This window comes from Actinomadura sp. KC06 (assembly GCF_004348735.1).
In the GTDB taxonomy this organism is placed as follows: domain Bacteria; phylum Actinomycetota; class Actinomycetes; order Streptosporangiales; family Streptosporangiaceae; genus Spirillospora.
In genome coordinates, this window is record NZ_SMKT01000058.1 from 1 (window position 1) to 13,256 (window position 13,256).

Sequence of the window (13,256 nt, forward strand, 5' to 3'; positions counted from 1 at the left end):
GGAGCCGGACGGGGCAGGGGCGTTCGCCGCCTCGGTCAGCCGCCGGACGGATCGGACGTCGCGTCAGCGTCGGCGTCGAAGTCCGGTGTGCCGAGTTCCCGGGACATCGCTTGAGCGCGTGCGGCGACCAGGTTCCCGATCTTCCGCACCTGCGCGTCCGGGATCCGGAACGTCGGCCCGACGACGCTGATCGCGGCCGCGACGCTGCCGTCCGCCCAGCGCACGGTCCCGGCGATGGCCGTGACGCCGTCCTCCAGGGCGTGGCTCGCGGTGACGTAGCCGGACTCGCCGCAGCGGCCGCGCAGGGCGGTGCCGATGGCGGTGCCCTCGACGGGCACGGTCCGGCCGAGCCAGCCGCTGTGCCGGATCGACTTGCCGCTCTCGGCCATGCGCGCGTACAGCACCGTGTTCTGCGGGCCGGCGACGCCGAGATAGGCGCTCTCGCCCGCCTCGTCGCGCAGGGCGGCGAGGTGCGGTTCGGCGAGCCGGTACAGCGGGACGCTGCCCATGAACGTCACCGCCACCTGGATCAGCCGGCTCGCGCCGTGGTACGCGCCGTCCTCGTCCCGCCGGACGAACTCGGTCGCCTCCAGCGTGCGCAGCAGCCGCGAGGCGGTCGCGGGCGACAGGTTGACCCGTCGCGCGAGGTCCACCAGGCCGAGGCCGTCGTTGGTGGCGACCTCCACCAGCAGCGTGAGAGCCCGCTCCACCGTGCGCGTCGGCGCTGGACCGTTGTCTGTCGACACCCTGTTCGTCCTCCGTGGTCGTCCCGGGAGCGAGTCTTGCCAGGCCCCCGGTCGTATGCTTTCATCTAGTGACCTTCGATTTTTACTAGATGACAGGGTTGCAGATGAGAGTCGAGCTGTCCAGCGCCGGAGCACCGCCGCGCACCGGGCTCCGGGTCGCGTTCGCGGACGGGGCGTGCACGGCTCGGCAGCCTCGTCTGGAACGTTCCGTCAAGGGCCTCGTCAATGAGGCGGACGGCTTCCCGACGCTGGGCAGGGGCTTCCGGATCGCCGGGTCGCGTGCGGACGGCGTCCCGGCACCCTCGCTGGGCCGGCACGACGGCCTGGTCGCCGGCCGGCTGGACGAACCGGTGCGCACCGGTGCCGGACGGGAGGGGAGCGATGTTTGACCTGCTCGACGACCAGCGGCGGGAGTTCCGCGACACCCTGCGGGTGTTCTGCCGCAGGGAGGTGATGCCCGGCGCGGCGCGGCGGGACGCCGAGGCCGAGTACCCGGCCGAGCTGGTGAGCCGGCTCGCCGGGATGGGGCTCATGGGCATCACGATCCCCGAGGAGTTCGGCGGGCTGGGCCTGGACATGGTGACCCAGGTCCTCGCGATGGAGGAGGTCGCCTACGCCGACGCGTCCCTGGGGTCGGTGTTCGCCGGCCACTACCTCGGCATGGAGACCCTGCGCCAGTTCGGCTCGGACGAGCAGCGCAAGCGGTACCTGCCGGGCCTGGCCGCCGGGTCCCTCCGCGTCGCCTTCGCGCTGACCGAGCCGGACGCGGGCTCGGACATCAGCCGCATCCGGACCCGCGCCACCGCCGGGCCGGACGGCTGGACCCTGTCCGGCGGCAAGACCTTCATCAGCAACGCGCGGGAGTCCGACGAGATCGTCGTGTTCGCCATGACCGAACCGGGCGCGGGGTTCAAGGGCATCACCGCGTTCCTCGTCCCCTCCGGCGCGGACGGCCTCGGCTTCTCCGCACCCATCGAGAAGCTGGGCATCCGCGGCGAGCACGCGTACGAGATCTCCTTGGACGGCGTCCGGGTCGAGCGGGGCGCCGTGCTCGGCGAGCCCGGCGGGGGCGGGCGCATCGCGCTGGAGGTGCTCAACAGCGCGCGCATCGACGTGGCCGCGCTGGCCGGCGGCGTCGCCATGCGCGCGGTGGACCTCGCGACCGGGTACGCGTCGACCCGGGTCCAGTTCGGCCGGCCGATCCGCGAGCTGCAGGCGATCCAGCTGCTGCTCGCCGAGATCGACGCGCTCGTCCAGTCCGGGCGCCTGCACGCCTACCACGCGGCGGCGCTGCGCGACCAGGGCCGGGACGTCCGGCGGGCCGGGTCGATCGCGAAGTACGTGGCCAGCGAGAACTGCTTTCAGGCCGTCGACAAGGCACTCCAGGTCCACGGCGGTTACGGCTACGTGAAGGAGAGCGAGATCGAGCGTCTCTACCGGGACTGCCGGATCTTCCGGATCTACGAGGGGACCTCGCAGATCCAGCTGCTCACTGTCGCGAAGCTCCTCGCCCGGCTCCACGACGAGAACGGAACCGTGGTCTAGCCCGGTGTAGCCACAAGCCCACACCGGTTCAGGCCGTGCACGAGACGGCCGCCTCACCGCCGTGCGTCCTGCCGCGGGCGGCTCGACGTGATCACCAATCGTCCCTGTTCGGAGTTCTGTGATGGTTGACATTCTGAGAGAGCCGGTGACCGGACGGAGCGTCTGGACGGCGGCCGACATCGGCGCCGAGGACTCCTACGCCCGGAGGTTCACCGAGGACGACCTCCAGGAGTTCGACCGGGCGCTGGCCGGCGTCCGGGAGAGGTCCGCGCCGGAGCTGTCCAAGCGCGACTTCCCGCTGCCGTCGTTCTCGGAGAAGGTCCGCGACGTCCTGGACGAGCTTGAGCACGGCACCGGTTTCGTCCTGCTGCGCGGCCTGCCGATCCACGACCGCTACAGCGCCGAGGAGGCCGCCAAGATCTACTGGGCGATCGGCCTGCACCTGGGCGAACTCGTGCCGCAGAACCGCAGGGGCGAGCTGATCGGCCACATCCGGAACCTCGGCGCCAAGGGCCACAACACGCGGGGATACGCGACCGCCTCGGCCGCCGCGTTCCACACCGACCAGACCGACATCGTCGGGCTGATGTGCCTGCGCCCGGCGCGCAGCGGAGGGATCAGCCTGGTCGCCAGCGCGATGGCGCTCTACAACATCGTCCTGGACGAGCACCCCGAGTGGCTCGACGTCCTCTACAAGCGGTTCCCCACCGACTGGGTCAGCGAGGAGCCGCCCGGCAGCCCGGGCTGGTACTACTCCCGGCTCTACTCCTACGTCGACGGGCTGCTGTCGGCGGCGTACCGCACCGGCCGGATCCTCAGCGCGACCCGCTTCCCGGACGTCCCGCGCCTCAGCGCCCGCGAGGTGGCGTGCCTGCTGTTCCTCGACGAGATCCCGACCCGGCCGGGTGTCGCGCTGGACATGACGCTGGAGGTCGGCGACATCCAGTTCGTCAACAACTTCGTGACCGTGCACAGCCGGACCGGCTTCGTGGACGACCCCGACGACCCGGCGTTCCAGCGGCACCTGCTGCGGCTGTGGGTCAGCCGTCCCGACACCGGACGGGTCGTGTGCCCCGAGTACCACTACTGGCGCAGCGGCATCTCCCGCCTGGAATGGGCGCGGTCCGCATGAGCGCCGAGATACTGAACCGGCCGGTGACCGGCCCGAGCGTGTGGACGGCCGCCGACTTCGAGTCAGGCGAGCCGTACGTCCGGCATCTCACCGGCGCGGAACTGGACGCGCTCGACCAGAAGGCCCCCGACCCCGGCAACCTGATCGCCGAACTGATGGAGCGGCTGGAGAACGGGATCGGCTACGCCGTCCTGCGCGGCCTGCCGCTCGGAACGCGGTACACGTCCGAGCAGGCGTCCCGGACGCACTGGGCGATCGCCGAGCGCATCGGCGAGATCGTCCCGCAGAACCGCGACGGCGATCTGGTGCGCGTCCTCGAAGACGCCCACCACCCCGCCCAGCGCGGCGGGACCTACGCCAGCAAGGCCGGCGCGCCGTTCCACACCGATCCCACCGACGTCGTGAGCTACCTGTGCCTGGCGCCCGCGAAGAGCGGCGGCGCGCGGGTGGTGGCCAGCGCCGCGACGGTCTACAACACGCTGGTCCGCGAGCATCCGGAGTGGCTGGACCTGGTCTTCCGGGAGTACGCCACCGACTGGGAGGGCGAGGAGCCGGACGGCGAGCCCGGCTGGAGCCCGCGGCCGATCTTCTCCTCCGCGGGCGGCGCCCTGACCTGCTCGCTCGCGACGAAGCGGATCGTGAGCGCGATGCGGTTCGAGGACGTCCCGCGGCTCGGCCCCGAGGAGATGACCTGCCTGATGTACCTGGACTCGCTGCTGCGGCGTCCGGGGACCGCCGTCCATGTGGAGCTGCGGGCCGGTGACATGGAGTTCGTCCACAACCACACGGTGATCCACTCGCGGACGGGATTCGTGGACGACCCGTCCGACCCGGGTCGCCGGCGCCGCCTGCAGCGCCTGTGGATCAGCCGGGGCGCCGTGGGGCGCCCGCTCGTCTCTGCGCTTCGGCGATGGCGGGACGGGCTGCGATGAGGACCCCGGCGACGCCTCAATCCCCTGGCCGCGCGGGCGGCGGGGCGAAGGTCATGTGCTCCTCCGACCAGTCGTCCAGCGGCCGGACGGCGTGGTCGGCCCACTGCCGCAGCCACGCCATGCCCGCGGTCACCACGTGCCGGGGCGCCGCGCCGAGCTCGGCGGCGAGGTCGCGGGCGGCCGGGAGCGCCTGCCCGGCGGGCGCCACATCGGTGACCAGCGCGTGCGCGGCCGCCTCGTCGGCGTCGAGGTGCCTGCCGGTCAGCGCCCAGCGCAGCACGACGTCCGGGCGGACCCGGCGGACCACATTGGGCGCCGCGCCCATCGGGAAGTATCCGAACTGCGCTTCCGGGAACCCGAAGCGCGCGGAGGCGCCCGCCACCGCGTACGTGCACGCGCCGACGAGCCCCGCCCCGAGGCCGAGCGCCCAGCCCTCGACCGCCGCGACGACCGGCAGCGCCGTGGTGCGCACGACGCGGAGCATCCGCGCATGAGGGGTCTGCCGCCACGGGACGCTCGCCGGGTCCGGCGCGGGCTCGCTCACGTCCGCGCCCGAGGAGAGGTCGCCGCCCTGGCCGCACAGCACGATCGCGGTCACGCCGGGGTCGGCGTCGAGGCGGGCGACCGCCTCGGCCAGCAGCGTCGCGGTCGCGGAGTCGACGGCGTTGCGCTTGCGCGGACGGCGGATCTCGACCACCCCGACCGTGCCGGTCACGTCGGTACGCAGCGTTTCGGCACTCACGCGCTTCTCCTCCAGGTCAGGCGGCCCGGCCGATCGTACTCACGCCATTTCCGCGACCGAAGGGACGGCCTCCCGATGGACGGCACGAACAGCACATCGGACGGCCGGGCGGGCGAGGGCGCGGAGGCGGCCGTCCACGCGGCGGAGTCCGCGCTGCGCGCGGCCGGGCTGGCGCTCTCCGCGGACGAGATCGTCCGGCTCGCCAGCGGCTACGACGTGCTGCGCGCGAAGGCCGACGCCCTGTCGGCCCTCGCCCTGCGCGACGACCCGCCGATCGACCCTGTCGCTATGGCGCAGACCTCCGCGCTGCCGGGTGAAGGCGCACGCCCATGACGCCCCCGGCTCTACCGCTCACCATCGAGGACGCCGCCGCCGCCCTGCGCACCGGCGCCGTGACCTCGACGGCCCTGACCCGGACGGTGCTCGACCGCATCGCCCGGCTCGACCCCGCGCTGGGCGCCTACGTCGCCGTCACCGAGGACGAGGCGCTCGCCGCGGCGGCCGACGCCGACGCCGACTTCGCGCGCGGGCACGACAGGTCGCCGCTCCAGGGCGTCCCGCTCGTGGTCAAAGACCTCATCGCCACCCGGGACGCGCCGACGCGCGCCAACAGCGAGGTCCCCGCCCCCGGCTGGAGCGACAGCGGGGACGGCGGGGGTGACGGGTGGGGCGATGGCGTCGACGCACCGGCGGTGGCGCGTCTGCGGGAGGCGGGGAGCGTCCTGCTCGGCAAGTCCACGACGAACGAGTTCGCGTGCGGCCTGCCCGACCGCACGACCCGCTTCCCCTTCCCGCGCAACCCGTGGAACGCCGAGCACACGCCGATGGGCTCCAGCTCGGGGACGGCGATCGCGGTCAGCGCCGGGCTCGCCCTCGGCGGGCTGGGCACCGACACCGGCGGCTCGGTGCGCGGCCCCGCCGGGGCGAACGGCTGCACGGGGCTGAAGGTCACGTTCGGGCGGGTGCCGAAGAACGGCGTCGTCCCGTGCGCGTTCACCCTCGACACCGTCGGCCCGATGGCCCGCAGCGCCTACGACTGCGCGCTGATCCTCGACGCGATCGCCGGTCACGACCCCGGCGACCCGTACTCCTCGCCCGTCCCGCCCGGCCGATACGCCGAGGGCGTGCGCGGCGGCGGGGTCGAGGGGCTGCGCGTCGGCGTCCCGACCCGGTACTTCCTGGACTCGCCGCTGCTGGACGGCGAAGTCCGCACCGCCGTGCTGCGCGCCGCCGACGAACTGGCCCAGGCCGGCGCGACGCTCACCTACGTCGTCGTCCCGCACGCGCAGGAGGCGAACGACGCCAACAACATCACGTTCCTTTCCGAAGCGTTCGCCTACCACCGGAAGAACCTGGCCGGCAGGTGGGACGACTACGGGAGGACGACCCGCGAGCTGCTCGCGCGGGCGGCGTTCTTCACCGGCGCCGACTACGTCCAGGCGCAGCGGGTCCGGGCGCTGTTCCGGCGGGGCCTGGCGGACGTCTTCGCCAAGGTCGACGTGCTCCTCACGCCGGTGTCGTTCACGGCCGCCGCGCCGATCGCGTCGGCGGACCTGGCCGCGGCGCTGTTCCGGCCGGGCTTCCACGGCCCGTGGAACGCCGCCGGCCTGCCGGCGGCCGCCGTCCCCTGCGGGTTCACCGAGGCGGGGCTGCCGCTGTCGTTCCAGGTGGTCGGACGGCCGTTCGCCGAGAGCACGGTGCTGCGGGTCGCCGACACCTACCAGCGCCATACCGACTGGCATCTGAGGGTGCCGCCCGCCACACGCGACGGCATCGCCCGCCCGGACGCCGCCGACCCGGGTGCCGCTCACCAGGACGCCGCTCACCAGAAGGACGTGCACCGGAAAGCCGCTCACCAAAGGGGTGCACACCGGGGGTTCACAGGGTCTTCGCCCACCCCACAAAAAGGAGCAGGATGACATGTCTTCCCAGAGAACGCACGTCAGCGGCGGCAGGCGCGACCGGCGGGGCCGGATAGCGGCGGCGCTCGCGGTCGCCGTGGCCGTCGCGACCGTCACGGCCGCCTGCGGTTCGGACTCCGACTCGGGCGGCGGCTCGGACACCCTGGTCATCGCCGGCTGGGGCGGGTCGTTCACCGCCGCGAACAAGGAGTTCTTCTACGACCAGTTCCAGAAGGACACCGGGATCAAGGTGACCATCGCCACGCCCGGCGGCGGCTTCGCGGCCAAGGTCGCCGCGCAGCGCGCCGGCAACAACATCGAGTGGGACCTGCTGGAGGCGCCCGGCGGGGACACCTCGAAGCTCGTCCTGGACGGCAACCTGGAGAAGCTGCCCGACTCGCTGGTCAAGGAGATCACGCCGCTCGTGGCCGACGGCGCGATCCGGCCGGGGCCGTCGGAACCGTACTACCTCGACCACGGCGGCACGGTGAACCTGATCGGCTGCAACACCAAGCTGGTCAAGAAGTGCCCGACGAACCCGCGCGAGTTCTGGGACGTGAAGAACTTCCCCGGCACGCGGGGCATCACGGCCAACAACCCCATCTTCACCAGCCTGTTCGCGCTGGCGGGCGACGGCGTCCAGCCGCAGCAGTACTTCCCCGTCGACGTGGACCGCGCCATGAACGCGCTCAAGCGGATCAAGCCGAACGTGCAGGTCTGGTCGACGAGCCCCGCGCAGATGCAGCAGGCCGTCGTGGACGGCGAGGTCGCGATCATGCAGGCGCCCAACACCGTCCTGGTCTCGGCGATGAAGCAGGTCCCCCAGCTGAAGCTCCACTGGGACGGCGGCCTGCTCTTCGACGAGGGCTGGTGCGTGCCCAAGGGCGCGAAGAACAAGGAGGCCGCGTTCAAGTTCATCAAGTGGTACGCCGAGCACCGCGAGGCCCAGGCCAGGTTCACGGAGAAGATCTACAGCGGCACCGGCGGGCGCGACATGCAGAAGTACCTGTCGCCTGAGGCGATCAAGAACCTGCCCATCAACAAGACCGGCGTCACCCTCGTCGACGGCACGGCGGGGGCCAAGCAGCAGCAGGAACTCGGAAAAGCGCTGCGGGAGATCCTCGTCGGCTGAGGACGGGCGCGCCGGCGGCCCGCGGCCGGGCCGCCGGCGCGCCGCTCCACGGCGAGCACGGATGGGAGATGACCAGGAGATGAGCACATGCTTCGGATGACGCGCCGAACACGCAGGAGGGGCTGGCAGTCCACGTTCTCCGGCCTGACCGGGCTGGGGCTGATCGCGCCCTTCCTCGTCGCCGCCGGCGTGTTCATCGTCTACCCGTTCGTCGAACTGCTGCGGACGGCGTTCGGCGAGCCCAACGGGTTCGGGAACGTCGGCGACTTCTTCCAGAGCCCGGCCGCGCGCCGGACGCTCTGGACGACCTGCTTCACCTCGCTGATCGTCACGGTGATCGTCGTGGCGGCCGGGGCGGTGCTGGCGTGGTCGCTGCGCACGACCAAGAGCCGGCTGACCCGCATGGTGATAGCGCTCGCGGTGTTCATGCCGCTGTGGATGGGGGCGGTGATGAAGATCTACGTCTTCACCGTCCTGCTGGAGCGGTTCGGGGTCGTCAACCGGACCCTGACGTCGCTGGGCGTCATCGACGAGCCGATGCAGATGCTGCGCACCCAGTTCGCGGTCGTGGCGGGGATGACCTACCAGATGCTGCCGTACGCGGTGCTGCCGCTGTACGCGGTCTACGTCACCATCGACCTGAACCTCGTCCAGGCCGCCGAGAGCATGGGCGCCTCGCGGGTGCGGGCGCTGCGCGACGTGGTGGCGCCGCTGGCGCTGCCCGGCCTGCTGGCCTCGACGGTGATCGTCTACGTGATCTGCGTCGGGTACTACCTGACGCCGGTCCTGCTCGGCGGCGCCACGGCCCCGTTCACGGCGAGCCTCATCGCCGACGACATCTTCAACCTCTTCGAACCGGCGCAGGCCGCGGTCGCCTCGGTGCTGCTGCTGATCGTCGCCGGCCTGGTCATCCTCGGCGGGCTCCGCCTGGTGGGCCGGGAACGGCTGCGGAGGGCGCTGGGATGACGACCGAGACCCTGACCTCGCACGCCCCGCCCGAGACCGCGCCGCGGGCCGTCCGCGACACGGCCGGGCGCCGGGCCCTCACCCGCGGCGTGAAGGCCGCCGACCTGGTGGTGCGCACGCTCGCGGTGCTGTTCCTCGGCGTGCCGATCCTGTGCGTCGTCGTGCTGTCGTTCTCCAACGCCGAGGTACTGCAGTTCCCGCCGGAGGAGTGGGGGCTGCGCCAGTACCGGTCGTTCCTCGGCTCGGACACCTGGATCGACGCGATGGTGCTGTCGTTCAAGCTGGCCACCGTGTCGGCGGCGATCTCGCTTCTGATCGGCGTCCCGGCGGTGTTCGCGCTGCACCGGTCGCGGCTTCCGCTGAAGGGGGTGCTCCAGGCCGTCGGCCTGAGCCCGCTCGTGATCCCGGGCGTCGCCTACGCCGTGGCGCTCTACACCCTGTTCGTCCAGTTCAGGCTGACCAGCAACATGGTGGCGCTGGTGCTGACGTACGCGGTGCACGGGCTGCCGTTCGTCCTGCTGATCCTCGGCTCGGCGATGGCCAGGCTCCCGGCTGAGACGGAGCTGGTCGCGATGACGCTCGGCGCGTCCCGGCCGCGCGCCATGGTCGGGATCACCCTGCGGCAGCTGCTGCCCGCGATCGGCGCGTCCTACATCTTCGCGTTCATCACCAGCTTCGACGAGGCGGTGCTCATCAACTTCCTCGGCGGCCCCGGGACGGTGACGCTCCCGAAGGCCATCTTCGACAACGTCAAGACGGGACTCGATCCGAACATCACCGCGATCGCGACCCTGCTCATGGCGGGCACCGGCGTCGTCGGCTCGCTCGCGTTTCTGCTGCGGAGGAAGGTATGAACGTCAGGGCACGGAAGGAACCGCGGCAGCGGGCGGAGGCGGAGGCCGAGCCAGGCTCCGCCGCGCCGCCCTCCCCCGCCGGGACGCAGGCAGGGCTCGAACTGCGCGGTCTCGTCAAGCGCTTCGGCGGCACGGAGGCGCTGCGGGGCATCGACCTCGTCGCCGAGCGCGGCAACTTCGTCACCGTCCTCGGGCCGAGCGGCTCGGGGAAGACCACGATCCTGCGCGTCGTCGCGGGCTTCCTCGCGCCCGACCAGGGCGAGGTGCTCATCGACGGCCGCGACGTCACTCGGGTGCCGCCGGCGTCGCGCGAGATCGGCATGGTGTTCCAGAACTACGCGCTGTTCCCGCACATGACGGCCGCGGACAACATCGCCTACGGCCTCAAGATGCGCCGCTGGACGAAGGCCGACCGCGACCGGCGGGTGGCCGAGATGCTGGAGCTGGTCGGCCTGGACGAGCTGGGCGGACGGCTCCCGCGCGAGCTGTCGGGCGGGCAGCAGCAGCGGGTCGCCGTCGCCCGCGCGCTGGCGTTCCGCCCCCAGCTCCTGCTGATGGACGAACCGCTCGGCGCCCTCGACCGCGAACTCCGCATGCGCATGGCGGTGGAGCTGCGCCGCCTCCACAAGGAGGCGGGCGCGACGACCGTCTACGTCACGCACGACCGCGAGGAGGCGCTGACCCTCTCGGACTGGATCGTCATCATGCACGACGGCCGCATCGACGCGGTCGGCACCGCGGAGGAGCTCTACACCCGTCCGCGCAACGCCTTCGTCGCGAGCTTCTTCGGCGGCCACAACGTCGCCGAGGCCACCCTGGACGGGCTCGACGGCGACAAGGCGCGCGTCGGGTTCGCCGGGTGCGACATGGAGGTGCTGTGCGGGCAGCCGCTGGAGCCGTCCGCCGGACGGGTCGGCCTCAGCATCCCCGAGGAGGCGCTGAGCCTGACGCCGTCGGGCCCGGCCCCGGCCCGGCTTGAGCTGCAGGTCCTCGACGACCTGTACCTGGGCAACGGCGTGCGCGTCACGCTGCGCACCGGCGAGGGCGTCACGCTGCGCGCCACCCTGTCCCGCGACGCCCGCGAGTCGATCCGGCACGGCGGCACGCTGACGGCCTACCTCGACACGACGCAGGTCGCGGCGGTGCCCCATGAGCGGTAGCGGGCGGGCGTACAGGCAGCCCGCGCTGGACGACCTGCTGAACCCCAAGAGCGTCGTGATCGTCGGGCTGTCGCCGCGTCCGGGCTCGACCGGCCGGCGGATCCTCGGCAACCTCCGGCGGGCGGGCTTCGGCGGCGCGGTCCACGGCGTCCATCCGGGCGGCCGGGGCGTCGACGGGGTGGCGGTGTACCGGACGCTCGCCGACGTGCCGGACACCCCGTCCGTGGCGCTGGTCTGCACGCCGGGCGACACCGTGCCCGCGCTGGTCGAGGAGGCCGGCGAGAAGGGCTGCCGGGGCGTGGTCGTCTACGCCTCGGGGTTCGAGGAGACCGCCGACGGCGCGGCGCGGGCCGCCCGCCTGCGGGAACTGGCCGGACGGTACGGCATGAGCCTGGTCGGGCCGAACTGCCTGGGCGTGTTCAACCCCGGCCGGGCGCTGTGGCTGACCGGCACCGACTTCGGCGCGGACCTGCCCGCCGGGCCGGTCGCCGTGGTGTCGCAGTCGGGCTCCGGGTGCATCCTGCTCGCGGGCTCCGGACGGCTTGGGTTCTCCTACGTCGTCTCCAGCGGCAACGAGACCGTGACCGGGCTGGCCGACTACCTGGACTATCTCGTCCAGGACCCGTCCACGCGGGCGGTCGGCCTCGTGGTGGAGGGCATCAGCGACGCCGACGGGGTCATGGAGGCCGTCCGGAAGGGGCACGGCAACGGCGTCGCTGTGGTGGCCCTGAAGGTCGGCCGGACGGAGCTGGGCGCACGCAACGTCGCGTCCCACACCGGCGCGATCGCCGGGGACGCACGCGCCTACGAGGCGTTCTGCCGCCGCGCCGGGATCGTGACGGTGGACGACTTCGACGAGCTGACCGAAGCGCTGGTCGGGTTGTCGACATTGCACACCGCCCCGGCGGGTGACCGCGTCGCGTTCGTCGGGCTGTCCGGGGGCGAGATCGGGCTGGTGGCCGACGTCGCCGTCGATGGTGATGTGCGGCTCGCGGAGCTGTCGGCGGGCACCCGCGAAGAACTCGCGCGGATCCTGCCGGACTTCGCCACGATCGCCAACCCCCTCGACGGCACCGGTCAGCTCGTCGGCGATCCCGAGCGGTTCGGACGCCTCGCGGCGGCCGTCGCGGACGATCCGGGCGTCGATCTCCTCACCGTGGTGCTGGACGCGCCGCCGTCGCTGGGCGATCGGCTGGCCGCGTCCTATACCCGCCTGCTGGCGACGCTGCCGGGCGTCCGGCAGCGCTCCGGCACGCCGGTCATGGTGCTGTCGAACTACGGCGGCGGGCTGCACCCGTTCGCCGCCGGCGCGCTGGCCGGCTCGGACATCCCCGTCGTGCACGGCACCCGCGCCGGCATGGCCGCGATCGCCGCCGTGACCGCCGCGAGCACGCACCAGGTCTCCGATGAGGGGGAACGGGACGTGCCTCGCGTGGCCTCCTCGCAGGCCGTACGGCGGGCCTTGGACGCGTCGCCGTCCAGGCAGGTGTCCGGCGAGGTGCTGGAGGAGCTGGCAGAGCAGTACGGGCTGCCCCTGCCGCGGCGGGACGTCGCGGGCTCCGCTGCCGAGGCGGTCGCGGTCGCCGAATCGATCGGCTTCCCGGTCGTGCTCAAGACCGCGTCGCCGAAAGTCGTCCACAAGAGCGACGTCGGCGGTGTCGCGGTCGGGCTGTCCACGCCGTCGCAGGTGCGCGACGCGTACGAGACCGTCGCGTCGTCCGTGGCGAGGCATCTCGGCGAACCGGCGCCGCAGGTCGTGGTGGAGGAGATGGTCACCGGCGGCGTGGAGGCGTTCGTCGGGTGCGGGCTCGACCCGGTGTTCGGGCAGGTCCTCGCGCTGGGAGCGGGCGGGACGCTCGTCGAGCTCCAGCCCGACCCGGCGCTGGCGCTGCCGCCGGTATCGCCAGAAGAGGTATGCGCGCTGATCGCCGGGACGCCGCTGGCGCGCCTGTTCGCCGGGTATCGCGGCTCCCCGCCGTGCGACGCCGACGCGTTCGCCGACCTCGTCCTGCGGGTCGCGCGGCTCGCCGCCGACCTGCGCGAGGCGGCGGTGGAGATCGACCTCAACCCTGTCGCCGTGCTGCCGCGCGGGCAGGGCGTGCGGGTGCTCGACCTCCGGATCGTCCAACCGACCCAGACACGTTAG

General features: G+C 72.7%; 13 protein-coding genes. 11 read left to right on the plus strand and 2 right to left on the minus strand.

The features are described 5' to 3' along the window. Positions 1 to 35: 35 nt before the first annotated feature. Complete coding sequence (locus tag E1287_RS19735; protein ID WP_165969091.1) at positions 36 to 746, minus strand: helix-turn-helix domain-containing protein; 711 nt, start codon at positions 744 to 746, stop codon at positions 36 to 38. Positions 747 to 835: 89 nt separating this feature from the next. Between E1287_RS19735 and E1287_RS19740 the strand changes: the two genes are divergently transcribed. From E1287_RS19740 to E1287_RS19755, 4 genes are all read left to right on the plus strand, one after another. Continuing rightward, positions 836 to 1,135, plus strand: a complete 300-nt coding sequence (locus E1287_RS19740; protein WP_165969092.1) for a hypothetical protein — start codon at positions 836 to 838, stop codon at positions 1,133 to 1,135. Further along, a complete protein-coding gene (locus E1287_RS19745; RefSeq protein WP_131966484.1) occupies positions 1,128 to 2,291 on the plus strand; it encodes an acyl-CoA dehydrogenase family protein in 1,164 nt (387 codons plus the stop codon). Before E1287_RS19740 ends, E1287_RS19745 begins: the two co-directional genes overlap by 8 nt. A 121-nt stretch (positions 2,292 to 2,412) precedes the next feature. Further along, positions 2,413 to 3,423 (plus strand): TauD/TfdA family dioxygenase, encoded by a 1,011-nt coding sequence (locus E1287_RS19750; protein WP_131966486.1) that lies wholly within the window; start codon positions 2,413 to 2,415, stop codon positions 3,421 to 3,423. Further along, positions 3,420 to 4,355, plus strand: coding sequence for a TauD/TfdA family dioxygenase (locus E1287_RS19755; RefSeq protein ID WP_165969093.1), 936 nt, complete (start codon positions 3,420 to 3,422; stop codon positions 4,353 to 4,355). Before E1287_RS19750 ends, E1287_RS19755 begins: the two co-directional genes overlap by 4 nt. A gap of 16 nt (positions 4,356 to 4,371) precedes the next feature. Here the strand turns inward: E1287_RS19755 and E1287_RS19760 are convergent, their stop codons facing one another. Next, positions 4,372 to 5,097, minus strand: a complete 726-nt coding sequence (locus tag E1287_RS19760) for an enoyl-CoA hydratase/isomerase family protein (RefSeq protein WP_165969094.1) — start codon at positions 5,095 to 5,097, stop codon at positions 4,372 to 4,374. Between the two features lie 75 nt (positions 5,098 to 5,172). On the opposite strand from E1287_RS19760, the gene E1287_RS19765 reads away from it, so the two are divergent. The 7 genes from E1287_RS19765 to E1287_RS19795 all read left to right on the plus strand — a co-directional run bounded on the left by E1287_RS19765 (position 5,173) and on the right by E1287_RS19795 (position 13,256). Beyond that, positions 5,173 to 5,430: a hypothetical protein gene (locus E1287_RS19765; protein WP_131966491.1), complete on the plus strand. Its 258-nt coding sequence runs from the start codon at positions 5,173 to 5,175 to the stop codon at positions 5,428 to 5,430. Further along, positions 5,427 to 7,016 carry an amidase gene (locus E1287_RS19770; protein WP_131966493.1) on the plus strand — a complete coding sequence of 530 codons (1,590 nt, stop codon included), beginning with the start codon at positions 5,427 to 5,429 and terminating at the stop codon, positions 7,014 to 7,016. Before E1287_RS19765 ends, E1287_RS19770 begins: the two co-directional genes overlap by 4 nt. Position 7,017: 1 nt before the next feature. Then, positions 7,018 to 8,130 carry an extracellular solute-binding protein gene (locus E1287_RS19775; RefSeq protein WP_131966495.1) on the plus strand — a complete coding sequence of 371 codons (1,113 nt, stop codon included), beginning with the start codon at positions 7,018 to 7,020 and terminating at the stop codon, positions 8,128 to 8,130. Between the two features lie 87 nt (positions 8,131 to 8,217). Beyond that, a complete protein-coding gene (locus tag E1287_RS19780) occupies positions 8,218 to 9,096 on the plus strand; it encodes an ABC transporter permease (protein WP_131966497.1) in 879 nt (292 codons plus the stop codon). Then, entirely contained in the window at positions 9,093 to 9,950 is an 858-nt protein-coding gene (locus E1287_RS19785) for an ABC transporter permease (RefSeq protein ID WP_131966499.1), read from the plus strand. Before E1287_RS19780 ends, E1287_RS19785 begins: the two co-directional genes overlap by 4 nt. Next, positions 9,947 to 11,110 carry an ABC transporter ATP-binding protein gene (locus tag E1287_RS19790; RefSeq protein ID WP_131966501.1) on the plus strand — a complete coding sequence of 388 codons (1,164 nt, stop codon included), beginning with the start codon at positions 9,947 to 9,949 and terminating at the stop codon, positions 11,108 to 11,110. Before E1287_RS19785 ends, E1287_RS19790 begins: the two co-directional genes overlap by 4 nt. Beyond that, a complete protein-coding gene (locus E1287_RS19795; protein WP_131966503.1) occupies positions 11,100 to 13,256 on the plus strand; it encodes an acetate--CoA ligase family protein in 2,157 nt (718 codons plus the stop codon). Before E1287_RS19790 ends, E1287_RS19795 begins: the two co-directional genes overlap by 11 nt.